The organism is Deltaproteobacteria bacterium HGW-Deltaproteobacteria-2 (assembly GCA_002840505.1).
Taxonomy (GTDB): Bacteria; Desulfobacterota; Syntrophia; order Syntrophales; family Smithellaceae; genus Smithella.
Genome location: PHBC01000001.1, coordinates 673,679 through 698,778 on the forward strand (window position 1 = coordinate 673,679; position 25,100 = coordinate 698,778).

The following is a 25,100-nucleotide window of genomic DNA, read 5'->3' on the forward strand; positions in this document are numbered from 1 at the left end:
CAACGTATTTCCATATACGCCTGCGGAGCCTCCTCCTTGCCGCCGCGTTATCCTTTGAAATCGAAATGGTATTAGTCTATTACAAATTTGTCCGGTTTTATTAGCTTATAATTTCCGGCTGATTATCATAAGCATCTAATATGCAACTGGTTAAGCGTTCATTGAATCTAAAAATTCCTGATTATTTTCCGTTTTTTTGATTTTGCCAATGATAAATTCCATGGCATCAACAGGATTCATTTCCTGCAACAACCGGCGCAGGATCCAGACTCGATTGAGATTGTTTTTGGGAATGAGCAATTCTTCCTTTCTGGTTCCGGAACGTATTAAATCAAAAGCGGGGAATATCCTGCGGTCAGCAATACGACGATCCAGATGCAGTTCCATGTTGCCTGTTCCCTTGAATTCTTCAAAAATGACTTCATCCATCCTGCTTCCGGTATCAATCAAAGCTGTGGAAATAATCGTCAAACTGCCGCCGTTTTCGATATTTCTGGCTGCACCGAAGAAACGTTTAGGCTTGTGTAAAGCATTGGAATCAACACCACCGGAAAGAACTTTCCCACTGGGCGGTACAACAGTGTTATATGCTCGCGCCAAGCGGGTGATACTGTCGAGTAAAATTACTACATCTTTTTTATGCTCCACAAGGCGTTTGGCTTTTTCAATAACCATTTCGGCTACCTGCACATGGAAAGAAGCCGGTTCATCAAACGTGGAGGCGATTACCTCACCGGAAACGCTACGCTGCATATCCGTGACCTCTTCCGGCCGTTCGTCAATTAGCAGCACCATTAAAACCACTTCCGGATGATTTGCGGCAATGCTGTGAGCAATGTCCTGTAAAAGAACTGTTTTACCGGCTCTGGGGGGAGAAACAATCAGCGCGCGCTGCCCCTTGCCGATTGGCGCGAATAAATCTAGAGTTCTGGTAGAGTAGTTTTTCGGATCGAATTCCAGATTTAATTTTTCCAAAGGATAGAGAGGAGTAAGGTTGTCAAAAAGAATCTTATCCCGGGCTTGTTCGGGACTTTCCATATTTACGGTGTCAACTTTTAAAAGGGCGAAATATTTTTCACCTTCTTTGGGAGGACGGACTTCGCCGGAAATTGTATCGCCGGTTTTCAAATTAAATCTTCTGATCTGCGAAGGCGAAATGTAAATATCGTCCGGACTGGGTAAATAGTTGTAATCCACGGCACGTAAAAAACCAAACCCATCAGGGAGAATTTCCAACACTCCCGAGCCGGAAATCACACCGTTCTGTTCCGCCTGCGTCTGCAAGATAGCGAAAATCAAATCCTGACGGCGCATTCCGCTGGCACCCGGAACTTCCAATTTTTTTGCTAAATCGTTAAGCTCGCTGATAGGCAATCGCTTAATGTCTTCAATGTTCATAAATATTTCCTTACTTTAAAGTCTAACCAGGTAACGTAAAACATTATCCTGACATTATATTTATCGTCGCTTTACCGCATTATTTTTAAAGAAACTCAAAAAGATGTCACGATTTTTAGTTGTTACGGATTAAATCTCGATTTGTCTTATTGAATACGTGAAACGCTCCAAAGGATAGGGCTTTAAAAGCCTTTTACTAGTTGTGTTAAACTTTTTATATTAATCTATAGCGACTGTCAAGCAATTTTATTTTTTTTGATAAAAGCTTATAATATGAAGTGCTTACGCACTATAATTTCAGTTGCCCCATCTTCAAATTATGAAATTTTTTTCGCTTCTTCTACAAGCAAAACAGGAATGTCATCTTTTACTTCATATAATAATTTACACTGATCACAAATGATGCCGTTTTGCTTTTCGTCGTAGTGAACTTTCCCATGACATTTAGGACAGATTATAATTTCCAAAAGTTTTTTATTTAAAGGCATTTATTACTCCTTTATTAATTTTTTTTCCAAGGCGGCAAAAATCTGCCGGGGTGAAATATCCTTCATACACTGTTTTGTCGAGCATTTTTTTAAAAAACAGGGACTGCAGGGCAATTCTGTCCTGATTATTGTATGTCCGGCACCGTAAGGTCCTGTTCTTGCCGGATCGGTCGGCCCGAAAAGAGCGATAACGGGAGTTTCCACTGCGACGGCCAGGTGCATGGGACCTGAATCCGTAGTTATCACCATTCGCGCTTTTTTATACAAATAAGCAAGATCAAGCAAGGTTGTTTTGCCACCTAAATTTACACATTCGGTATTCATTAGTGAAGTTATTTTTTCGATTGGCTCCTTTTCGCTTCCCGTAAAGACAACTTTCATTTGTAACTTATTATTAATTAAATCGGCTAAGTAAGCAAAATTTTCATTGCTCCATAATTTCGTTTCCCATAAAGCTATGGGGTTAATTGCAACAAATTTTTTATCTTCAAGATTATGTTCGCCCAGTAAACGTAATACTTTCCCCTTTGCTTCCTTATTCGAAGGAAGAGCAAATTCAGCTCTGTCGATCTTCGCTCCCAGATAACGTGGAAAATCCAGATAGCGGTCAACCGCATGCTTGTTCATGTCTTCAGGAATTTTTTCATTAAGAAATAAGCCGCTTAATTCCTGCCAGGAATCATAACCTATTTTTCTTTTCCCCCGGCTCAAGAAAACAATTATCGAACTTTTAAACAGACCGTGAAAATCAATAATCAGATCATAATCCCGTTGCCGCAAAGTTTTCGTAAACGTTAGAATTTCGTCCAAAGAACTTCTGAACTGGCCACGAAGCAAGTCTTTACTCCAGCTTTTGCGCCGCGAAATTAATACTGAGTCCAGATAAGGGTGATTTCTAACTAAATCAGCCGCCGCTTCTTCCACAACCCATGTTATGTGAGCTTCAGGATAAAGTCGGCGCAGAGCAGCAAGAGAAGGCAGGGTATGAATTACATCACCTATCGCGCTGAGTTTTACGATCAGTATATTCACGTTCCATCCTTTAATTCCGAGTTGCATCCAAAGGATAACGAGGCGGCAAAGAGGAGGCTCCGCAGACGTATTGTGTATACGTTGAGGAAGCCGACCCCGCCCGGCCTGCGCCGGGGCAAGCTATGCCAGCAAAGTTAGCCGCAGGATGCGACTTGGGATAATATCCATTTTACAGCTTCCAGTATATCTGCGGCAATATAAGCCGGCTTGCTCTCCGGCGTTGCCTTATCCGGACCATCGTCCTTCAGCAATTCACTGCCATATCCTGTTTTTACCAATACCCCTTTAACACCAACCTTTTTAGCAGCTTCCATGTCACGGAATCTATCACCCACCAGGTAAGATTTTGTCAAATCGATATTTAAGTCCTGAGCCGCTTTAAGTAACATGCCTGGAGCAGGTTTACGACAGTTGCAATTCTGCCGGTAAGGTTTTATTCCTTCAGTGGGATGATGAGGGCAGTAATAGAAACTATCTATGTATGCTTTTTTGTGACGCAGAGCAGTTTGCAAATGTTCATTTGTTATTTTTACAAAGTCTTCTGTAAAAAACCCTTTGGCCACACCGGCCTGATTGGAAATGACCACAGCCTTCATTCCGCTTTCATTTATCAGTTTGATAGCTTCATAAGCGCATGGAATTATTCTAAGCTTATCTAGATTGTCCAGATAGCCTACTTCTTCATTAATTACTCCATCTCTATCCAAAAAAATGGCCACATTTTTCTTCATGTTTTACAACCCTGATTATTTTGAATTAGATTTTCAGCAACCGGCAGAACATCTTCCACGGAAATCAACTTCATGCAACGGAAATCAGTGGGGCATTTTTTTTTCAGACAGGGACTGCAGGGTACCTCCCTCCGAACAATAACCGATTTATCTCCTGCCGGAGCGGTGGTTACAGGGTTTGTTGAACCAAAAATTGCTATAGTGGGAATATTCAGGGCCCCCGCTATGTGCATTAATCCCGAATCATTGCTGATAAACAGGGAACATTGCGAAATTAAATAAATCGCTTCCCGCAGAGTTGTCTTACCGGCAAGATTGATTAATCGGGCATGCGCTAAGTTCTGAACTTCCCGCGCCGTCTCTCCGTCTGACTTTCCTCCCATTATAATTATCTTTGCGGAAAATTTTTCACTGAGACTGTCCGCCACTAAAGCAAATTTATCGGGAAACCATTTTTTCGCCGGGCCGTAAGTGGCCCCGGGAGCAATGCCGATTATTGTTTTCCTGGTTTCTTCAGGTACAAATTTCCGTAAAATATCTTCGGCCTCAAGAATATTTATTTTCGTTTCCATATGAATTTCACGATTAACAGAAACGCAACCCAAGGCCTTGACCATTTCCAGATAATAATCAATCTGATGAACTTTCTTTATCTTTTCCGTGAGCCGTACCCGATGAGTCAGCAGAAGACCACGGGCATCGGAATCGAAACCTGCGCGTAGCGGAATTCGCGCCGCAAGAGCAATAATCGCGGCTTCGATGGCATTCTGTAAAAGTATCGCCAAATCGAATTTCCCCTCTTTGAGCTTTTGAGCAAGCTGAAACACTCCGGCCGGATTATCAAATTTTTTTTCATAAATGATAATTTCATCAAGGTCTGAAAAATGTTTATAAATATCAGCTACCCACGGTTTTACCAGCATGGCAATGTGCGCTTTCGGATAAGTGGCGCGGATGGAGGCCACCGCCGGCAAGGTCATGACCGCATCGCCAATCCAGTTGGTACCGCGAATTAAAATTTTATCTATGCCTTCACGTGGCAATTTTTTGGTATTTCCAGGTATCAATTATTTACCCTTATTGTTTAACCTGACAAAATTTTATTTGTTCCATTATATATTTTTCAAACAGCTGAGCGGAAGGTATCATTTCCATTTCCACGCGTAAAACGCTAAGCATTTTTAAAAATTCAGGATTATCCTTAAGGCGCACGGCGTCTTTTTGTGTGGTCACCAGATAATCGGCATGGCAACTGATAAATCCCGTTCTGATTTTTTCCAATTCGCTTTTGTCATAGCGGTAGTGATCCGGGAAAATATCAAATGACAAAATCTTTGTTTCCAGAACCAACAGAATTTTCTTAAACGAATCCGGATTGGCTATTCCGCAAAAAGCGTAAACTTTTTTCCCCTTGAGTTCGGAAACCGGTTTCTGCGCATTGTAATTTCCTCTTATAATATCCTTCGGCTTATGAATACTTTTAAAAACGGGGACATTTTTAGTTCTTATAATTTCCCCGATTTTTTTATCTGTTTGTTGAGCTTCATCGGTACGCGTAAGTATAATAGCATCGGCTCTGCCTAATTCCTTTATCGGTTCCCGTAATCTTCCCCGCGGAAGGACATGATCTTTCCCGCTTAAACTGCGGTTGTCTAATAAAACCAGATTAATATCTCTGAAAATTTGCCGGTGCTGCATTGCATCGTCGCAGATAAGTACGTTTACTCCGAATTGATTGATGGCTGTTTCTCCTGTAGCGATTCTTTTTGCTCCGGTAATTACGGGAACATTTTTTAATTCTTGAGCAATCAAATAGGGTTCATCGCCGGCAGTTTCGCTGTCCAGCAAAATTTTATCACCGTCTGATATAATATTCACAGGATTGATACTTCTGCTGCCGTAACCGCGGCTGATAACCGCCGGCTTAAAGCCATTTTTTTGAAGCATTCTAGCCAGCATGATTACGCAAGGAGTTTTGCCTGTACCACCGACGGTTATATTGCCGACACTGATTACCGGGCAGGGAAGCTTCATTTCTTTGAATATTTTGTGATCATAAAGCCAATTGCGAAAATTGATAACACCTAGATAAAAAAAAGACAGGATGGATGCAATTACTTTGACAGGGATGTAAACATTTTTATTTCCGTCATCATCCCATATCTTTTGCCAATTGATCATTTCTTTCATCACTTCCTTCATCTTTGAACTGCAAATTATACAGACGGAAATATTCGCCTTTTTTCTTCATCAATGTTTCGTGATCGCCTTCTTCCACGATCTTCCCGTTGACAAGGGCGATGATTCGGTCAGCGTTGCGGATGGTGGAAAGCCGATGCGCGATGACCAGAGTGGTGCGACCTTTCATAAGATTATCCAGAGCATCCTGCACTTCAATTTCCGCTTCCGTATCCAGCGATGAAGTAGCCTCATCGAGAATTAAAATGGGAGCGTTTTTCAAAAGAGCGCGGGCAATAGAAATTCGTTGTTTCTCGCCGCCGGACAGTTTAGTACCCAATTCTCCGATATTGCTTTCGTATCCTTTCGGCAGGCGCATGATAAAATCATGAGCATTTGCCGCTTTGGCGGCATTGATGATGTCTTCTTCCGTTCTTTGGATATCACCGTACGCAATATTGTTTCTAACGGTATCATTAAAAAGAATGGTCTGCTGAGTTACTATGGCGATCTGGCCACGCAAAGATTTCAGAGAGACATCCCTTATATCATGGCCGTCAATCAATACACGGCCTTTGCTGACATCATAAAATCTTGGTATCAGATTGACCAGCGATGTCTTGCCGCCACCGCTCATTCCAACAAAAGCGACAACTTCACCAGCCTTGATCGAGAGGTTGATATTTTTCAGCACAGGCTTTTCGTCATAACAAAATGTCACATTTTCAATATCGATGCTTTGCTCAACATGCGGCAGCATAACGGCATCGGGTTTATCTTCAATATCCGGCACACGGTCGATGACACTAAAAATGCGGTCGGCGCCGGCAATGCCCTGATTGATGGTGTTATTGATATTGGTGAGCCGTTTAACTGGCTCGTAAAGCATCAGCAGCGCGGCAATAAAAGAGAAGAACGTACCGGGTGTGGAATTGCCATGTACGACATTGTATCCGCCGTAAAAAATGACAGCGGCAATCCCCAATCCGCCCAGAAAATCCATAAGCGGGCTGGAAATGGCATTTACGGAAACGGACTTCATGTTATATTTAAACAGCTTCTCGTTTTCCGCGGCGAATCTTTTGCTTTCGTATTTCTCCATGCCGAAGGCCTTGACAATCCTGGTTCCGGAAATTGTTTCCTGCAAAAGGGAATTCAAGGTTCCCATGGTGATTTGCGTGGATGTTGTCACCTTGCGCATCTTTCTGCCAAACATGGCAATAGGATAGATGGTCAGGGGAAAGACGACCATCGCGATAAGTGCAAGTTTCCAGTCCGTGTAAAAGATCACGCCGACGAGACCGATCAGCATGAAACTGTCTTTAACTAATGCAGTTATTGCCTCCGCTGAAGCGGTTTGAACGGACTGAACATCATTGGTAATCCGGGACATCAGCAATCCGGTGGGATGGTCGGCAAAAAAAGACAGGGATTGTTTTTGAATTTGTTCGTAGAGTTGATTACGCAAATTCGTAACGATACGAAGGCCGATAGAACTCATTAAAATGGCCTGGCCATAGTTGCACAATCCTTTAAACAGGAAAATGGCAACCACCGCAAAGGGGATCCATTTCAGCGAGGCAATATCTTTATTAACGAATATTTCATCAATGGCCGGTTTGGCAATCAGCGGCAGAGCTGATTGCAAACCTCCGGCAATGATCATGCAAATCACGGCAAGAATAAAGCGCACATAATATTGCCTGGCCATTAATAACAATCTTTTAAAAGTTTCCATATATGTTCCTATATCATATCGCAGGCAATTTGCGCAGCTCTTCTTGCAGCGCCGGGCTCGCCCAGTCTGCCGCGTATTGCTTCCAGTTCTTTTATTATTTCCTGTTTTCTTTCTCCATTTTTTAGAATAGACAGGGCCTCTAAGGCAATGCGCTCACCGCTGGCATCTTTTTGAATCAGTTCAGGAACAATGGTTTTTCCGGCAATAATATTGACAAGACCGATGTTTTTTACGTCAACAATCAATCTGCCGATAACATAAGAAAGGAGAGAAATTTTATAAACAATAATCATAGGAACACCCAAGAGAGCCGTTTCCAGAGTCGCTGTTCCCGAAGCAACTAAAGCTAAGTCAGCACAGGAAATGACATCATATGTATGACCGGAAATCACTTTTACTTCTATATTAAATCCGGAAACGATTTCGGTTAGGCTTGCTTCCTCAAGCGTATCGGCCAGCGGCAGAACAAATTGTATGTCCGGTATTTCCTTTTTTAAAATTTCGGCTGCTTGCAACAACTCCGGCATTAATTTTTCCACTTCTGATGGCCGGCTACCGGGCAAAATCCCGATCGTAATTTTGTTTTCGGCTAGACCGAATTTCTTTCTCGATTCCTGTTTTGAATAATTCAGCTTTACCATGTCCAGTAAAGGGTGTCCGACATAATTTACCTTAAAATTTTCTTGAGCGTATGTGTCAACTTCAAAAGGCAGAATGACTGCCATTTTATCAACTGTTTTTTTAATTTGTCCGATCCGGCCCTTGCGCCAGGCCCAAACCTGCGGACTGATATAATAAAAAACCTTTATCCCTCTTTTCTTAGCAGCCTTAGCTAAAGGGATATTGAAATCTGGATAATCAATCAAAATTACAAGATCCGGCCGGCGTTCATCCAAGGATTTTTTCATCATTCTCATTATTTTAAAAATGTTTCCCAATTTGGAAATAACCTCGGTCAAACCAACAACAGCCATATCCGAAGCATTAGCAAGAAGATGGACCCCTTCTTCTTTCAATTTTTTCCCGCCGATTCCATAAAAATTTAATCCCGGATTTACTTTTAGCATTTCTCTTACGAGATTGGCGCCATGCATGTCACCGGAAGCTTCACCGGCAACGATCATGATCGTTTTATTTTTCTTTTGTATGGCATTCATTAATGGGTTTGATTTCTTTTCTTCAAGCGGCATGATTAATCACGTCGGCAATAAACCTGATTTCTTCATGGTTCAATTCCGGAAACATCGGCAGAGAAAGAACTTCCTGTGCACATTTTTCGCTCTGCGGCAGTTTTATTGAAAAATTATACAACTTTATAAAAACGTCCTGTTGATGCAGAGGCACGGGATAATAAACAGCTGAAGAGATATCCTTTTTTTGAAGAGCGCTGGCTAAAACATCACGATTTTTTACACGAATAGTAAATTGGTGATAAACGTGTTCACAACCCGAAGCTGTCATCGGCAAGATTATATCTTTAACGCTGATGGCATCACAATAAGCTGCGGCATTTTGACGGCGGGCCTCATTAAACTGATCTATCTTTTTGAGCTTAACACGAATGATCGCGGCCTGAATCTCATCAAGACGGCTATTGTAACCGATTTCCTGATGATAATAACGCTTAGAACTGCCATGGTTGCGCAACATTTTTACTTGCCTGGCGATGTCTTCGCTTTTCGTAATGACCATGCCGCCGTCACCGTAACCGGCTAAATTTTTACTGGGAAAGAAACTAAAACACCCGACATCGCCGATGGTGCCGACTTTCCTACCATTATACTTAGCCCCGAAAGCCTGCGCGCAATCTTCAATCACTTTGAGATTGTGCTTCCGGGCTATTTCCATAATGGGCGTCATGTCAGCAGGATGACCGAACAAATGTACCGGAATAATTGCTTTTGTTTTAGAGGTAATTTTATCGGCAATCTGATTGCAATCCAGATTATAAGTATCAGGACAAATGTCCACAAAAACAGGTCTGGCTTTCAAAAGCGCTATTACTTCCGCCGTGGCAATAAAGGTAAAAGGAGTCGTAATGACCTCATCACCGGCCTCCACACCGCAGGCCCGCAAAGCCAGAAGCAAAGCATCCGTACCGTTGGCAACTCCTATAGAATAAGGCAGATCATGATAGGCGGCAACTTCTTCTTCCAAAGCGCTTACATTGGGGCCGAGAATAAAACGCGTTTCTTCCAAAACATCGCCGATCGCGGCATCAATTTCTTTTTTTAGATTATGATATTGTCTTTTTAAATCCACCATTGGAATCATTTTAATAGTTCCTCGGCAACTTTCATCTTTTTTAATATATCAATGGCCAACACCAGAGACTTACGCGCATCTTCACCGGAAATAAGCGGTTGGGAACGATTAGTCACAGCGATAACGAAGGAACGAATTTCTTCTTCCAGAGGATCGTGGCTGCCAACTTCTATATTATTTTGTATTATTTGAAGTTGACCTGCCTCATTATTTTCTCCTTTTCCTAAAGATAAAATTTCCCGTTTTTGACAATCCACCGAATGATATCCTTCTATTCCGAAAAAACGTATCTTTTGCATCGTTTTGCCGCTGATACGGCTGGCCGTAACATTGGCAATACAGCCGCTGGCAAAAGAAATCCGCGCGTTGGCAATATCAATTTTATCGGAAAGAATAGCAACACCAACCGCTTCCACTCCGGTGACCGGAGAATTTACAAATTTTACCATAATGTCGAGATCGTGAATCATCAAATCCAAAATGACATCAACATCTATGCCACGCTCGAAGAAAGGGTGTAACCTGTGTGATTCAATGAAGAGAGGTTTTTTGATGACCTTTTCCAAAGCCATGATTGCGGGATTGAATCTTTCGACAAAGCCAACTTGCAGAATAAGTTTTTTTTTCTGCGCCAGTTCAATTAATTCATCGGCTTCTTCCAATGTTGTGCAAATAGGTTTTTCTATCAGAACATCCACGCCCGCCGCCAGAAAATCCCTGGCAACACTGTAATGATCACTTGTAGGAACTGCGATGCTCACGGCGTCAACTTTGCCGATCATATCTCGATAATCGGCAAACGCGGAGCATTGATAAAGCTCAGCCGCCTTCTGAGCGCGATCTGCAGACATATCAGCCACAGCCGTAATTTCACAATTTTCCAACTTCCGGTATTTCTGCAGATGATAATTGCCTAAATGGCCGATTCCGACAACACCGACTTTTATTTTCTTTTTTTTCATATTCTTGATTTAGCGGCAAACGCCTCTTGTTGATTCTTTGATGAACTTTATAAAATGATTTACTTCCGGAATATCTTCCACTTCAGTTTCCGCCTTTTTTATCGCGTCTGCCAGCAGCAGATGGGAACGAAAGATAATGCGATAAGCATTGCTGATAGCTTTAATAGTTTTTTCGGAAAAATTTCTTCTTTTTAAACCGATCGAATTCAAACCAAAAAGTTTGGCGTGATTTCCCTGAGCAATGGTATAAGGAGGAACGTCTTTAGTAACGGCGGAACATCCTCCTATCATGCAGTGTTCGCCGACACGGGAAAACTGGTGAATGCCAGTTAAACCACCAATAATTGCATAATCTTCCACATGAATATGCCCTGCCAATGTTGCCGCGTTAGCCATAACAATCCTGTCGCCCAGCTTGCAATTATGAGCAACATGGCAATAAGCCATAATAAGATTGTGATCGCCAATGATTGTAACGCCGATGTCCGCTGTTGTTGCGCGGTGAATTGTCACAAATTCCCTGATGGTATTGAAATTACCAATAACCACGCGGGTTTTTTCTCCACCAAACTTCAAGTCCTGAGGAGACGCGCCTATTGAACAAAATTGAAAAATATGACAGTTCTCACCAATATGAGTAAAATCTTCTATCACCGCATGAGGACCTATGATCGAGTTTTTTCCAATCTTAACATCGGAACCAATTACTGCATAAGGACCTATTTCTACTCCTTCTTCCAGGTGCGCGTCAGGAGAAATAATAGCTGTAGAATGAATTTTCATTTATTTTACCTTCTTTCAGAAAAACTATTTTTTCATTAGTTCATCAACTTTTTTTACAAGATCCTTAAGTGTTGCTCTCATTTCGGGAAGTTTTGCCCGGCATGCCTCGACCTGCAGCCATTGTTTATAAGGCATTTGCGGCGCTCCACCGACAATTTCTCCGGATTTGATATCTTTATGAATTTTTGCACCAGCCGCAATCATCACATTATCGCCGATATCAATATGTCCGACCATGCCAGTCTGTCCACCAACCATTACACCTTTACCCAGCTTAGTGCTTCCGGAAATGCCGACCTGAGCGGTAATGACGGAATTTTCACCAATAACAACATTATGGGCAATTTGAACAAGGTTATCAATTTTAACATTGCGCTGAATCCATGTTTTTCCAAGCGTGGCACGATCAACAGTGGTGTTGGCACCGATTTCTACATCATCATCAATTTGCACAAAACCTATCTGCGGAATCTTGATATTGCTTTTGCCCGGGGATGCAAAACCAAATCCATCGGCACCAATCACAACTCCGGAGTGCAAGATTACTCTTTTGCCAATGATGCAAGAGTGATAAATAACAACATTGGAATATATTATCGAATCTTCACCAATGAAAGAATTCCGACCGATAAAAACACCGGGATAAAGAACAGCTCCTTTAGCGATCGTTGCTCCTTTACCGATAAAAACCCGGGGAAAGACCACTGCTTCAGGAGAGACAATAGCACCTTCTTCAATATAAGCGTCCGGGCTTACACCGTTGCCACCATGCTCTAATGGATAAAAAATAGTTAATAATTTCCCCAAAGCTACATAAGGGTCGGCGACAACAATCAAATTCTTGCCATCCGCAGCTGTCTGCGGCGGAACAAGAACAGCCGACGCTTTAGTCAGCTTCAACTTTTTCAAATACTTCTTGTTGGCTATAAAGGTAATATCACCTTCATTTGCTTCTTCAATGGAACGGATATTTTCTATAACCGTATTATCCGCTCCAACGACAGTGCCGCCAAGAAACACTGCTATCTCTGCAAGCGTCATTTTCATTGAATGAAGATTATCCCGTTATTTAGCTTTATTGAATTCGTCAATAACCTTTTTGCTAAAGTCGTTTTCCTTCGCAAAATAGGGTATCGGTAGAGTCGCCACGTCAATAACCAGTGTATATTTTTCTTTTTCAGCGATAGTGCGAACAATTTTCATTATTCCCGGCATCAGTTTTTGAGTCATTTCCTGGTCACGCTTTTTAAGTTCTTCATTCGTATCATTGACCAGCAATTGATAATCACGCAATTTCTTTTGATAAGCAGATTCTTTTTCTTTCTGAGAACTTTGCGTCATGATTGAACCCTGTTTATCCAGTTCCTCTTTCATTTTCTTCAATTCTTTTTCAGCTGTTTTGATTTCCTGCGTTTCTTTATCATAATATTTTTTAAAATCATCTGCAGCCTTTTTGCCGGCATTGGAATTTTGCATTATTTCCTGCAGGTTAATAAATCCAATTTTATCAACAGCAAAAGAACTGGTACTACAGACAAAAAACACAAAAATAATTCCCGCCACCAGGTAAATATTCTTTTTCATTTAAAATCTCCTCTCTTAATTTATTTATACCAAACAATTTTAATTTTCTTTCTTTACTTTTTACCTTTCACCTTTCACTTTTTACTTTTTACATAGGCATACCAATTGTAAATTCCCAACGTCCGTCGGAATCATCATTTAGTCCTCTGCGGTCAATTATGCGACCATATTCAAGTCTTAAAGGACCGATCGGTGAATACCAGCGAAGACCTAAGCCCACGGATTGGCGTAAATCTCCAACATCATACTTGTCATTCCAGGAGTTACCGGCATCGTAAAAAATAACTCCTTTCATGCCCGCATCTTTAATAAAAGGAAAGACTATCTCGGCGTTAAATACTAACATCGTATTACCGCCAATTACATTACTTGTTCCCGCATCAGGCCCCGGGCCGACGTAGCGGAAACCGCGCAAAGAATTAATACCACCTAAAACATATTTATTGAAAATGGGAATCTCTATCCCATCATGACCCTGAATATATCCGACCCGGCCCTTTACTCCAAAAACAACATCCAAGGGCAGCGAATAGTAAAAACCCGTGCTTGCTCCATATTGTGTATAGCTGGTGTCGCCCTTCAATATTCCTCCTGCCTGCGTGACCGAAATACTGGTCTTTGTCCCTTTAGAGGGAAAGATATAATCATTAGTTGTGTCGCGAACTAGAGATAATGTCACAGCACTGGTAATTGTTTGACCTGCTTGAGCTATAATTTGATAGGGAGCTGTAGGCAAAACATCATCAATATTATCGGCGGTAAGTTTATAACCCAAGTAACCAACAATCTTCCCGAAAAGAGGATACCCCAAAGTAAGTCCAGCGCCTCGTGTATCGAGCGTATAAGAATCATATTCTTTTTTATATTTCCAGATATCGGCTTTACACCAAAGAGGTATATCAAAAAGCCATGGCTCTGTGAAAGATAAATCAATATTATTGGTAGTGGAACCTAAAGACGCTTTTAAACTTAAAATCTGGCCATAGCCTAGAAAATTTTGTTGGGTAATCTGCGCCATCACAACGGCCTGGTCAGCGGCGCTATAACCGGCACCGACCATGAACATACCGGTACCTTTTTCCTTGACCCGGATATTGACGTCCATTTTCTTTTTATCAGGACCCTTTTCTGTTTGAAAATCCACTTCTTCAAAATAACGCAACCGGTTTAGATTACTGTAACTACTTCTTAATTTACTGCTGGAATACAAATCACCTTCAACGACATCCAGCTGACGCCGGATAACTTTGTCACGCGTAATGCTGTTTCCGGCAATGTTGATATGATTAATATAAACCAGGTCACCTTTAATTATCTGAAAGTCCACATCCGCTAATTGCTCATTTTCTCTGGTATTAATTTTTGGATTAATATCGGCGTTGGCATAACCCTCATCATTACAGGCCTGGGTTAGAAAATCGATATCTCTCATGATTGCTTCGCGGTTATAATTATCGCCTTTCTTTATTTTAAGAGACCGCAATAATTCTTCTCTGGACTTTTCCAGTAAATCACCGGAAATTTGCACTTTGTCGATTTTAAACCTTTTGCCTTCTTTAACTTTAATTTTTATGTAAATTCCTTTTTTATCGATAGTTATTTCCGGCTCGCCGATCTGAGCATTGATAAATCCATTATTGAAATAATAAGTCGTCAATTTGCCGATGTCTTGTTTAAGTTGATCGCGTTTTAGCAGACCGGAATCAGTGATGAAGCGAAAAAGGCCGGCCTCTGAGGTACTCATCATGTTTTTGAGCTCTTTGGAAGAGTAGGCTTCGTTACCTTCAAAAGTTATCGTTTTGACGTATAGCCTGTCGTTTTCTTTAATATCTAAAATTACACGGAAGTCTTTCTCTCCATCCCGTTCTACTGTGTCTTTTATTTCGGCATTGTAATAACCTTTACTATCGTAAAGAGTTTTTATTTTTTCTATATCCTCTTTAATCTTTTCCTGATTCAAATTCTGTCTGGTCTTAATCGTCAGAACTTCCTGAATATCATCCTTACTCAAGGCTTTATTTCCGTTAATCCTAATTTCTGAAATCAATCCTTTCTCCAGCACAACAAAAGTAATTACTTTTCCTTCTGATGTTGAAGTCGACTCAGCGGTCACGTCCAGAAAAAAACCGGTTTTGAAAATTGTTTTTATGTCAGAGGCCACATCCGCTTCGGAAAAATTACTGCCGGCTTTACTTTTGATTTGTGCAATGATCGCGGAAGCGTCGATTTTCCGGTTACCTTGAATTTCAATTCTGGCTATTTTTTGAACCAGTCCCATGCGAACAAGAATTTCGGTTTTTAATTGCGCAACGATCATATCAAGATTGGTTAATCCTTTGCCTTGAGCGGAAGTTGTAGACAAAATATTAGCCATATTTACATCAACTATTTTGGCATCAATATTTAAAGTTTCACCTAGTTGGGTCAAACTGCCGATAATCACAAAATCAGCGCCAGCAGATTTCCCATATTTAATTGCTTGTTTTTCATCAATTTTGGCAGTGCTCTGAAGAAAGGCGTCTGCCGGAATTATCTGAATAAGTTTTTCTTTTTTCAATTCTTCGTTCAAACTTTTATATAACGATTCTTTGATCGCCGCGCTATTGCCACTGCTGTAAACTTCAAAAGGCAGTACGCTGACTTTCTTTAATTCCTCAGAATAAACCGAAGGAACAAAGAAAAGAATTAAAAGCAAATAAATCAAACATTTTTGAAAAACAATTTTATTTATAGTCATAAATTCTCCCATCACGAAGGAAAATCCTGTTGGACATCCTTTCTGCCAGCAAATTGTTATGAGTTACAGCGACAAGTGTAATTTTTTTTGTTGTATTTAAATTAACCAAAATGTCTTCTATCTTTTTTCCTGTTTCCGTGTCAAGATTTCCTGTAGGTTCATCAACAAGCAATATTTCCGGCTCCATTACTAATGCACGGGCGATAGCCACGCGCTGTTGTTCACCGCCGGACAATTCTCCAGGTTTGTGTTTTATTCTATGTTCTAATCCAACTTCACCGAGCAATTTGCAAGCTTTTTCTGATGCTTGTTTCCTGGACATTCCGCTGATTAAAGCCGGCATCATGGCGTTTTCCAAGGCATTGAATTCCGGAAGTAAATTATTAAATTGAAAAACAAACCCAATTGTCGAATTGCGAAAATGAGCCTTTTTCTTCTCTACCCATTCAAAAACATTTATGCCGTTAATGGAAAGGCAACCTTCTGTAGGATGATCCAATATGCCCAGAATATGAATTAGTGTACTTTTGCCGGCACCGGAAGCACCAAGAATCGCCAGGGAGTCACCTTTTTTAATTTCCAAATTAAGACCGCGTAAGACTTCAATTCTATTGCCGTCTTTAATAAATGTTTTTGACAAATTTTCCAGAATAATCATATTTTATATTCGATATCTTAATTTTATTCGTACCTTAATGCTTCAGCCGGATCTGATTTCGAAGCTCTTAAAGAAGGATAAATTGTTGACAAGAAACAAATGAGCAGCGTACCGGCAACAATTATAGCAACGTCGCCATAATTAACCTTAGATGGAAGCTCACTTAAGTAATAAACATCGCCGGGTAAAATTTTGAAGTGGAAAATTTTCTCCACAAAAAGTGACACTTTTTGGATATTTAAGGCTATGGCTACTCCGGCAATACATCCCAGAGTCGTACCGATAACACCAATAATCAGACCCTGATAAATAAATATTTTCATAATGCTGCGGGAAGTTGCCCCCATTGATTTCAAAATGGCGATATCTTTACTTTTTTCCATAACAATCATTATCAACGCACTGATTATATTAAAAGCGGCAACGAGAACTATCAGGCTCAGAATAATGAACATAACGCGTTTCTCCAGTTTTAAAGCGGAAAAAAAGTTCTTATTCATCTGCATCCAGTTTTGCGCCCAAAAGGGAAAACCCAATTTACTTTGAACATTCTTTGCAATACTATCGGCCTTGTAAATATCGTTGACTTTAATATCAATTCCCGTAACAGTATCGCCCATTTGCAAAAAATCCTGACAGCTTTTTAAAGATAAATAGGCCAGCGTGGAATCGTATTCATAGAATCCGGATTCAAAAATACCAACAACAATAAATTTTTTCATGCGCGGCACCATACCCATCGGAGTGGCAATACTTACCGGCGAAATAATGGTTATAGGATCATAAAGAAAAATCCCCATATTGCGGGCCATTTCTTTGCCTATTATAATTCCTTCAAGAGGCACATTTTCGTTTTTGTAGTTCGGGGAAATCTCTTGCGGGATTTTATTGAGATACTCAATATTACCTTCTTTTATTTTTCCAAGATTGATCACTTTAAAAGCACTTTGGGTATCCAAAGCACGGATAACCACACCGGTAACACCATTACCATTACGGATCATCGCCTGGCTGTAAATAAACGGAGTCGAAGCAACAACTCCTTCTACATTAGCAATCCGTTCCTGAACGTTTTGATAATCTTTCATGGGACCGGTCATATCGGTTGTTAATTCAATGTGAGATTTAATTCCCAGTATCTTTGTACGCAAGTCTTCTTCAAATCCATTCATAACAGCCAACACAATAATCAAGGCCGCTACACCTAAAAAAATACCAAAGATCGATATAAATGTAATAATCGAAACAAATATTTGTTTGCGCTTGGCGCTTAAATAACGCCTACTTATAAAAAGTTCATAAGGTATCAAAATATTATATCCTGTATTCGAAACCAATATTATTTTTAGAAAATATTAGTTAATATTCTTATTTTATTCCTGTTTAGTTCTCAGGAGCGGGAATAAAATGACTTCTCTGATAGAGGCTGAGTCGGTAAAAAGCATTGCAAGGCGGTCAATGCCGATACCTTCACCGGCTGTCGGCGGCATAGCATATTCCAATGTTCGAATATAATCTTCGTCCATTTCGTGAGCTTCGTCATCGCCAGCTTCCCTTTCATGTAATTGCTGCAGAAATCTTTCTCTCTGATCGGCAGGATCGTTTAACTCCGAAAAGGCATTGGCAATTTCCCGACCGGAAATGTAGAGTTCAAAGCGGTCAACAAGTTCCGGATCAGTGTTGGATCTGCGGGATAGGGGGGATACCGCAACAGGATAATCGGTCACAAATGTCGGCTGGATAAGCTTCTTTTCGACCACTTCGTCGAAAATGGCCATGTGAATTTTTCCGAGCGGGTCGGTTTCTTTGACATCGCAGCCGACCTTCCGGGCAAAATCAATAGCTCTGGTTGGATCGGTCAGGTCAGTTGGTTCCATTCCGGCCATTTGTAAAAGTGCATCCTTAACGGAGAGTCGCTTCCAGGGTGGTGTCAAGTCAATTTCCATACCCTGATAGGTGAACTTAAGCCCATCGAAAATATTTTTAGCGATAAAACTGAATAGCTCTTCCGTAAAGGACATCAAGTCTTCATAATTCGCATAACCCCAGTAAAACTCCATCATGGTAAATTCCGGGTTATGAAAGGAATCAATCCCCTCATTGCGGAAGCTGCGATTTATTTCATAAACTCTTTCCAGACCGCCGGTAACCAGACGTTTTAAATAAAGTTCGGGAGCAATCCGCAGATAAAAATCCATGTTGAGCGCATTATGATGGGTTTTAAAAGGCCGGGCCACAGCGCCACCGGCGCGCGGCTGCATCATCGGTGTTTCCACTTCCAGGAAATCATGCTTGTCCATATATTGACGAATAAGCTGAATAATACGGCTGCGCCGGTAAAAGATTTCTTTGACTTTGGGATTGGCAATTAAATCAAGATATCTCTGGCGATATCTTGTTTCGATATCAGTAAGACCATGCCACTTTTCCGGCAGGGGGCGTATGGACTTGGAAAGCAAGCGTAAATTCTGAGCTTCGATAGTTAATTCTCCGGTCTTTGTGCGAAAGAGTTTCCCGGAAATATAAATAATATCGCCGATATCCAGTTTCTTAAAAACGAAGTACTCCTCAGCGCTGAGAATGTTTTTGGCTACGTAACATTGAATTTGGCCCTTATAATCTTGAATTTTGACAAACGCAGCTTTTCCGAAATTACGCATGGCCATTAAACGCCCGGCAATAGAAAAACTGCCTGTTAATTTTGCCAGAACTTCGTTGTCGGAGACACCAAATTGAGCAAATATTTCCGCTGTTGTATTTTGTGGCTTGATATCGTTAGGATATAAATCAATCCCGGCGTCTTTTAAGTCAGATATTTTTTCCAAACGGATCTTTAAAAGATCACTATCTTCCATAATTTCTCCATTTTCATAAAGCTTGTTTAACTATATTTTTTTTACCAAATAGTCAAGTATGATCATTATTACATCATTTTAGAAGGTGAATAATATTTTTAGATTTTTTACTCAAAATTAGTTTGCTTCAAGTTGTAATGTTATGTATTATAAAAAAGATTTATCAACAGGGGGTGGGTAAAATGATAAACAAAGCGATATTGATCGGAAGACTGGGAAAAGATCCTGATGTACGTTATACACCGGATGGCACAATGGTAACTACCTTTAGGCTGGCCACCGATGAGCAGTGGAAAGATAAAAATGGCGAGAAAGTACAAAGAACAGAATGGCACCAGATTGTTACCTACAGAAAATTAGCAGAAATCTGCGGCAATTATCTGGTAAAAGGGAAATTGGTTTTTATTGAGGGCCGTATTCAAACCCGTTCATGGGAAGATAAGGAAGGCGTTAAACGTTACACAACGGAAATTATTGCCAACGATATGAAGATGCTTGATTCCAAAGGGCAAAATAAAACAGAAGATGCATCTTTCGATGCCACGTCCGGAAGCTCCAATGATGGCAACACACCGGTGGACGACGTTCCATTTTAATCATTTAAATGTACTTTGATTAGCATTAACCGCTTTAAAAATTAAATTACCCAGAGCAGCCTTAATCTATTTAAAAATAGACGGGTGCGGCTTGACGCAAAAATTGTTCAGTACCGAATCGCTTTGTACAGGATAAATTTTATTTTTTTTCTTCTTCTTTCTTTGGTGGTTGATTAGCAATTTCGTTATTATCGTTCATCGTTTTCTTGAAGTTTTTGATTCCTTTACCTAAGGCAGAACCAATTTCCGGCAATTTTCCTACACCAAAGATAATTAAAATAATTACTAATATTATTAGTAATTCCGGCATACCTATTCCAAACATAATATTACCTCATTAATTTTTATTTTTAAAAAGTTATGGTAATCGCAAGTGGACTACCTGCCCCGACTTGCCCAGATTTTCCATATTTTTACCTTTAAATTGTATCTTAATCCCACCGGCGTTGCCAATATCCATATCAAAGCTTACCGCTTTGCGTTCAAATTTTTCTCCAGCCTTTAACAGAACTTGAAATGAGGGATTTTGATCAGCTTTAATTCTTATCCATGTTTCTTCAATTGCGCTAATAACCAAGAGACTGGCTTCTTTGTCATTCACCGCAGTCCCTACATTTTTAGACGGTAACGAAAATTGTTCTTTTAAAGGTTTTACGGCATTATTTTCTATCCTGGCGGGAATTGATTGCGTCTTAATTTGTGATTGTTCATTAATTTCTTTTCGTGCAGGATCTAGAGCAGCTTTTGTCTGCTGACTTGAAGAGACATTTGTATTAAGCGGAGAAGTTACAGTTTGTTCTTTATTTTCCGAAACAGCAGAAGTTATTCCCCCTGTAGAACTAATTATATCAGAGGATGATTGGTACTGTTTGGAAATTAGCCAGGTTACAATACCGACAACTATCAAAACAGAGGCAATTCCCCAATAAATTTTAGGATTAGCGATTTTTGCAAAAATATTTTTTTTCTCCGGGGAATCTTTCAAAGGCAGTGTTTGTATTCTTTTCCTGGAGTTAAGATAACTTTCATAATTGATAAGTATCGGCTCACTGTCAACGCCTAAAGCAAGAGCATAAGTTTTGATAAAATTTTTTGTGTAAACAGAAACCGGCAGCAGATGAAAGTCGTTATTCTCTATAGCTTGCAAATATGAAACACTTATACGCGTACGCTGGAATAAATCCGCCAGAGAAAGACCTAATGCCTCTCTTTTTGCTTTCAATTCCTGAGAATAATTATTTGGGTTTTTTTCTACAAACATATATTAATCAATAAAAACGACATTTATTTGTATTTATTTAACACTAATTATATTGTAACACAACTTATTAAAACAAACATTATCTATTAAATTGTTGTTTTATATTTATATTTATTCTTATTATCATGATTAAAATTTATCAACACAGGAGTACTTTTTTATGACGCAATGGAAGTTATTTGCCATGGATATAGCACAAAAATCAGGTTTTCTATTGAAAGAAAAGTTCAACAACACACATAAAATTCAGTATAAAGGAGCTATTGACATTGTTACCGAAGCGGATAAAATGTCAGAAGATTTGATTATTGAAGCAATAAAACGTAAATTCCCTGATCATGGAATTTTATCGGAAGAATCTCCGGCGATCACTGGTGCCGGTAAATTGCGTTGGATAATCGATCCCCTGGATGGCACAACAAATTATTCTCACGGATATCCTGTCTTTTGCGTCTCTATCGCATTGGAAAAAGAAGGTACAATTGTGTTGGGTGTAATTTACGATCCGATGAGGGAAGATATGTTTGTCGCTGTACACGGTGAAGGAGCTTATTTAAATGAGAAGAAATTAAAAGTTTCTTCAGTCGGGAATATTTCACGCAGTCTTCTGGCTACCGGGTTTCCTTACGACATTCGTGAAAGTAAAGACAACAATCTTGATCATTTTAACGCTATGGCTATAAAAGTTCAGGCTATCAGACGTGCCGGATCGGCAGCTTTAGACCTTGCCTATCTTGCTGCCGGACGATTTGATGGTTTTTGGGAACTGAAATTAAAACCCTGGGACACAGCCGCAGGCTGTCTCATGGTTACAGAGGCTGGCGGCGTCATTTCCGACATCGCGGGGGGCAAGTGGCATTTGCAGTCGCCGAACCTTCTGGCAAGTAACGGTTTGATTCACGAGCAGATGATAGAAGTTTTAAGTTCAAAGTCTTAAGTTTTAAGATTTAAGGTTTAGAACGGAAGCGCTTTGCGCAACAATCAATTACAATTAAACCTTAAATCTTAAAACTTAATTACTTAAGACTTTGATGAAGACCTTGCGTGTGCGTGGACCATCGAATTCGCAGAAAAATATAGATTGCCATGTTCCCAAAACAATGCGGCCTTTCTCAATAATGACCAGTTCTGATGCACCAACTAACGACGATTTAACGTGTGCCGCTGAATTTCCTTCCATGTGCCGGTAATTCGCATTCAGTGGAACCGCTTTGTCCAACGCAGCAAGAATATCGCGGGACACGTCCGGGTCGGCGTTTTCGTTAATTGTCACCGCAGCTGTGGTGTGTGGTGTATAAATCAGGCAAATACCGGATTCAATTTTTTCTTCGCCGATTGCTTTTTGGACTTCCGCTGTAATGTCAATCATCTCAAAGCGGGAACGGGTCTGAAGAGATATTTCTTTCATGGATGACTCGTCGTTGATTGAGCAGTTGTTTTAATAACTGCATAAATATCGTTGACGATTTGTTGGGAGATCACCTGCATGGCTTTACTTGCAGCCTGGCAATATCCCCGGGGAGACGACTCTTGTAATGGTTCTTCCCGAACATATTTTTTTTGAAACATCATTACTTTGCCGGTTTCTTTTTCCCGGGTATCTTTCATAGAAATGGTGATACTGATCACCGCTGTTTTATTACTTTTGTCAATACGCAGATAAAATTCCTCGATACCACCCGAAATGACAAATCGGCCTTCATCTCCTTCGGAACGGGAAAATATTGCACCGAAAAGGCCACTCCCTCTCATGTCTCGCAAGAGACTATCGGCAATCATATCCGCCGGATTTACCGCCCAGCGGGAGTAATTAAAAGAATCAAGGCTGTAAGCATCACTGCGAAAAATCATATTAGTAGAGTTATAGGCAGTAGCAATGGAAAACCGGTTAAATTTGACGGATACCGCCAGCACGTCAAGATTTTTCCAAGCTGGCGCTTCATAACTCAACAGATAATTTTCCACATTATATTGAGGCCTGCCGGAACCTGCACATCCGGTTATCAGGAGTGACAAAACAACTAACATAAAACATAAGCTGTTTAAAGTTACTCGCAAACTTTGTGTCCTTGGCAATAAATATTTCATGGTTTTTTCCTCTCGTTATTCCATGACTTTTCTAGGCGGAGCCGGTTTTGAGAAAATAAGATCCGACGGGTTTTTTGTCAAACTCTCGGAAAGTTTTTGCAGATTTTCCGAAGTGACCCGCAAATGCTCTGAAGTGTCTTGCAGTTCATTGGTAATAACTTTTGCTTTTTTGTTGATATCTCCAAGTAAAATATCCGCTCGATCTGCTTTTTCCTGTAGCTTCAAAGCATCTATTTCTTTCTTGGCCTGACCGATCAATTTTCGGGCGTCATTTAAAGTAGCCATGGTTTCATTGGCAACCTGATCCACTTTACCCTCAGCAACCACCTTGTTAACTCTAGCCATCGTCTGATCCAGATTGCTGGAAGTCGATTCCAGATGATTCATTATATTGTTTATTCGCTTGCCTTTTACGAAGTCTTCTATCGCTCTGGACGTGTTTTTCAGCTGATCGGAAATACCTTTGATATCTATATTTTTTATGCTTTGCATAATTGCACCCGTGTCGTCCAGAAAACGACCAATTCCCGATTGGCGTGATGGAATAATTGGATAACTGGATTGAAAATTCATTTTCGGTGAGACTGACAAATCGCCGGGGTTAAGTTGGTCCAGCTCAATGAAAACAATCCCGGTAATGCCGGCTGTCTTAAGAGTGGCAACGGTTCGTTTTTGTAAATCGCCCTCCAGATCGATTTTCATAATTACTTCAATCAGGCGGTAGTCCGGCGCCACCTTAATACTCTGAACCTTGCCGATTTCCACACCCCGATATTTAATTGCCGAATCAGCCTGAAGCCCCTGAACGGACTCATCAAAATAAGTCGCATAGAGAGAGCCTTTCGTGAACATTCCAGACGCACCGATCCAGATGATAATCGCCGCACAAATCAGCGTGCCAATGATGACAAAAAGACCTATTGAAAATTTTGAACTTTTAGCTGACATAAAACCTCTGTTCATCAGAAGCTGCGGGCTTCTGGCGCAAAAAGAAACTTTTTACCCGTGGATCTGTCGCCTGTTCTTTTAATTCCAACGGTTTGCCTTCGGCAATAATACCTTTCGCTTCTTTATCCAACATTAACACTCTATGAGCTATTTTGTAAATAGATTCTAGTTCGTGGGTCACGATGACCATAGTTGTTCCCAAAGCTTCTTCGGTTTTGATGATCAAATCGTCCAGCTCCGCGGCAGTAACCGGGTCAAGTCCGGCGGACAATTCGTCAAAAAAAAGCACGCGAGGGTCCAAAGCCATGGCCCGGGCTATGCCGGCTCTTTTTTTCATGCCGCCCGAAAGTTCCGATGGATGATGATTTTCATAGCCTGTTAAATTGACCAGGCCTAATTTCATTCTAATAATAGCATCGATAGTGGCCGGATCAAGATCCGTATATTCCTGTAATGGCAGTTCGATGTTTTCTCTAATTGTCATAGAACCAAACAGCGCACTGGACTGAAACAGGACACCTATATTCTGTCTGTATTGGTTGAGTTCTTCTTCTTCGGCACTGGTAATATCCATTCCCTGATACAGAACCTGTCCGGAATAAGGTTTTTGCAAACCAATCATGATTTTGAGCAATGTCGATTTTCCGCAACCGCTGGCACCGACAATTACCAGAACTTCGCCTTCATAAACCTGAAAGTTTACGCCTTCAAACACCACATTATTACCAAAACGCGCGGCCAAATCTTTGACAACAATAATTGGATTTTTTTCTTCGATATCCAAAATATGCTCCTCCA

The 25,100-nt window shown here is 40.6% G+C and carries 25 protein-coding genes; 2 read left to right on the forward strand and 23 right to left on the reverse strand.

Annotated elements, in window-relative coordinates:
* Nucleotides 1–150: 150 nt before the first annotated feature.
* The 17 genes from rho to lysS form a co-directional block, all read right to left on the reverse strand.
* Nucleotides 151–1,398, reverse strand: a complete 1,248-nt coding sequence (rho, locus tag CVU62_03100; protein ID PKN39200.1) for a transcription termination factor Rho — start codon at nt 1,396–1,398, stop codon at nt 151–153.
* Between the two features lie 317 nt (nt 1,399–1,715).
* Nucleotides 1,716–1,886: a hypothetical protein gene (locus CVU62_03105; GenBank protein ID PKN39201.1), complete on the reverse strand. Its 171-nt coding sequence runs from the start codon at nt 1,884–1,886 to the stop codon at nt 1,716–1,718.
* A 3-nt stretch (nt 1,887–1,889) separates the two neighbouring features.
* Nucleotides 1,890–2,918: a lipopolysaccharide heptosyltransferase II gene (waaF, locus tag CVU62_03110; protein PKN39455.1), complete on the reverse strand. Its 1,029-nt coding sequence runs from the start codon at nt 2,916–2,918 to the stop codon at nt 1,890–1,892.
* Nucleotides 2,919–3,052: 134 nt separating this feature from the next.
* Nucleotides 3,053–3,649, reverse strand: coding sequence for a D,D-heptose 1,7-bisphosphate phosphatase (locus CVU62_03115; protein ID PKN39202.1), 597 nt, complete (start codon nt 3,647–3,649; stop codon nt 3,053–3,055).
* Nucleotides 3,646–4,716, reverse strand: a complete 1,071-nt coding sequence (gene waaF, locus CVU62_03120) for a lipopolysaccharide heptosyltransferase II (protein PKN39203.1) — start codon at nt 4,714–4,716, stop codon at nt 3,646–3,648. Before waaF (CVU62_03120) ends, CVU62_03115 begins: the two co-directional genes overlap by 4 nt.
* Before the next feature lie 10 nt (nt 4,717–4,726).
* Entirely contained in the window at nt 4,727–5,851 is a 1,125-nt protein-coding gene (lpxK, locus tag CVU62_03125; protein PKN39204.1) for a tetraacyldisaccharide 4'-kinase, read from the reverse strand.
* On the reverse strand, nt 5,802–7,565 hold the full coding sequence (gene msbA / locus CVU62_03130) for a lipid A export permease/ATP-binding protein MsbA (GenBank protein ID PKN39205.1): 1,764 nt from the start codon (nt 7,563–7,565) through the stop codon (nt 5,802–5,804). The genes lpxK and msbA overlap by 50 nt, the downstream gene beginning before the upstream one ends.
* A gap of 8 nt (nt 7,566–7,573) precedes the next feature.
* Entirely contained in the window at nt 7,574–8,722 is a 1,149-nt protein-coding gene (locus CVU62_03135; GenBank protein ID PKN39456.1) for a lipid-A-disaccharide synthase, read from the reverse strand.
* Between the two features lie 22 nt (nt 8,723–8,744).
* The gene (locus CVU62_03140; GenBank protein PKN39206.1) at nt 8,745–9,839 is read right to left on the reverse strand and encodes a hypothetical protein; all 1,095 of its coding nucleotides are present in this window, start codon (nt 9,837–9,839) and stop codon (nt 8,745–8,747) included.
* On the reverse strand, nt 9,836–10,792 hold the full coding sequence (locus CVU62_03145; GenBank protein PKN39207.1) for a UDP-N-acetyl-D-glucosamine dehydrogenase: 957 nt from the start codon (nt 10,790–10,792) through the stop codon (nt 9,836–9,838). The genes CVU62_03140 and CVU62_03145 overlap by 4 nt, the downstream gene beginning before the upstream one ends.
* A gap of 9 nt (nt 10,793–10,801) precedes the next feature.
* Nucleotides 10,802–11,575 carry an acyl-[acyl-carrier-protein]--UDP-N-acetylglucosamine O-acyltransferase gene (locus CVU62_03150; protein ID PKN39208.1) on the reverse strand — a complete coding sequence of 258 codons (774 nt, stop codon included), beginning with the start codon at nt 11,573–11,575 and terminating at the stop codon, nt 10,802–10,804.
* A 24-nt stretch (nt 11,576–11,599) separates the two neighbouring features.
* On the reverse strand, nt 11,600–12,622 hold the full coding sequence (lpxD, locus tag CVU62_03155; GenBank protein PKN39209.1) for a UDP-3-O-(3-hydroxymyristoyl)glucosamine N-acyltransferase: 1,023 nt from the start codon (nt 12,620–12,622) through the stop codon (nt 11,600–11,602).
* Nucleotides 12,623–12,640: 18 nt separating this feature from the next.
* Nucleotides 12,641–13,159: a hypothetical protein gene (locus tag CVU62_03160; protein ID PKN39210.1), complete on the reverse strand. Its 519-nt coding sequence runs from the start codon at nt 13,157–13,159 to the stop codon at nt 12,641–12,643.
* A gap of 88 nt (nt 13,160–13,247) precedes the next feature.
* Nucleotides 13,248–15,908 carry an outer membrane protein assembly factor BamA gene (gene bamA / locus CVU62_03165; GenBank protein ID PKN39211.1) on the reverse strand — a complete coding sequence of 887 codons (2,661 nt, stop codon included), beginning with the start codon at nt 15,906–15,908 and terminating at the stop codon, nt 13,248–13,250.
* Nucleotides 15,883–16,554 (reverse strand): lipoprotein-releasing system ATP-binding protein LolD, encoded by a 672-nt coding sequence (locus CVU62_03170; GenBank protein PKN39212.1) that lies wholly within the window; start codon nt 16,552–16,554, stop codon nt 15,883–15,885. Before CVU62_03170 ends, bamA begins: the two co-directional genes overlap by 26 nt.
* 23 nt (nt 16,555–16,577) lie before the next feature.
* Nucleotides 16,578–17,861, reverse strand: a complete 1,284-nt coding sequence (locus CVU62_03175) for a lipoprotein-releasing system transmembrane subunit LolC (protein ID PKN39457.1) — start codon at nt 17,859–17,861, stop codon at nt 16,578–16,580.
* 66 nt (nt 17,862–17,927) lie between these two features.
* Nucleotides 17,928–19,409 carry a lysine--tRNA ligase gene (lysS, locus tag CVU62_03180; protein ID PKN39213.1) on the reverse strand — a complete coding sequence of 494 codons (1,482 nt, stop codon included), beginning with the start codon at nt 19,407–19,409 and terminating at the stop codon, nt 17,928–17,930.
* A gap of 182 nt (nt 19,410–19,591) precedes the next feature.
* Between lysS and CVU62_03185 the strand changes: the two genes are divergently transcribed.
* Complete coding sequence (locus tag CVU62_03185) at nt 19,592–20,005, forward strand: single-stranded DNA-binding protein (protein PKN39214.1); 414 nt, start codon at nt 19,592–19,594, stop codon at nt 20,003–20,005.
* 139 nt (nt 20,006–20,144) lie between these two features.
* On the opposite strand, the gene CVU62_03190 is transcribed toward CVU62_03185, so the two are convergent.
* Both CVU62_03190 and CVU62_03195 read right to left on the reverse strand, forming a co-directional pair.
* Nucleotides 20,145–20,330, reverse strand: coding sequence for a twin-arginine translocase TatA/TatE family subunit (locus CVU62_03190; GenBank protein PKN39215.1), 186 nt, complete (start codon nt 20,328–20,330; stop codon nt 20,145–20,147).
* Between the two features lie 33 nt (nt 20,331–20,363).
* Nucleotides 20,364–21,266, reverse strand: coding sequence for a hypothetical protein (locus CVU62_03195; GenBank protein ID PKN39216.1), 903 nt, complete (start codon nt 21,264–21,266; stop codon nt 20,364–20,366).
* Between the two features lie 160 nt (nt 21,267–21,426).
* On the opposite strand from CVU62_03195, the gene CVU62_03200 reads away from it, so the two are divergent.
* Complete coding sequence (locus CVU62_03200) at nt 21,427–22,203, forward strand: inositol monophosphatase (protein PKN39217.1); 777 nt, start codon at nt 21,427–21,429, stop codon at nt 22,201–22,203.
* A gap of 75 nt (nt 22,204–22,278) precedes the next feature.
* Here the strand turns inward: CVU62_03200 and CVU62_03205 are convergent, their stop codons facing one another.
* From CVU62_03205 to CVU62_03220, 4 genes are read right to left on the reverse strand one after another with little or no spacing between them, the layout of a single operon-like run.
* On the reverse strand, nt 22,279–22,674 hold the full coding sequence (locus CVU62_03205; protein ID PKN39218.1) for a hypothetical protein: 396 nt from the start codon (nt 22,672–22,674) through the stop codon (nt 22,279–22,281).
* Nucleotides 22,671–23,354 carry a hypothetical protein gene (locus tag CVU62_03210; GenBank protein PKN39219.1) on the reverse strand — a complete coding sequence of 228 codons (684 nt, stop codon included), beginning with the start codon at nt 23,352–23,354 and terminating at the stop codon, nt 22,671–22,673. The genes CVU62_03205 and CVU62_03210 overlap by 4 nt, the downstream gene beginning before the upstream one ends.
* Nucleotides 23,355–23,369: 15 nt before the next feature.
* Nucleotides 23,370–24,317: a hypothetical protein gene (locus CVU62_03215; protein PKN39220.1), complete on the reverse strand. Its 948-nt coding sequence runs from the start codon at nt 24,315–24,317 to the stop codon at nt 23,370–23,372.
* Nucleotides 24,292–25,080: a polyamine ABC transporter ATP-binding protein gene (locus CVU62_03220; GenBank protein PKN39458.1), complete on the reverse strand. Its 789-nt coding sequence runs from the start codon at nt 25,078–25,080 to the stop codon at nt 24,292–24,294. The genes CVU62_03215 and CVU62_03220 overlap by 26 nt, the downstream gene beginning before the upstream one ends.
* Nucleotides 25,081–25,100 lie beyond the last annotated feature (20 nt).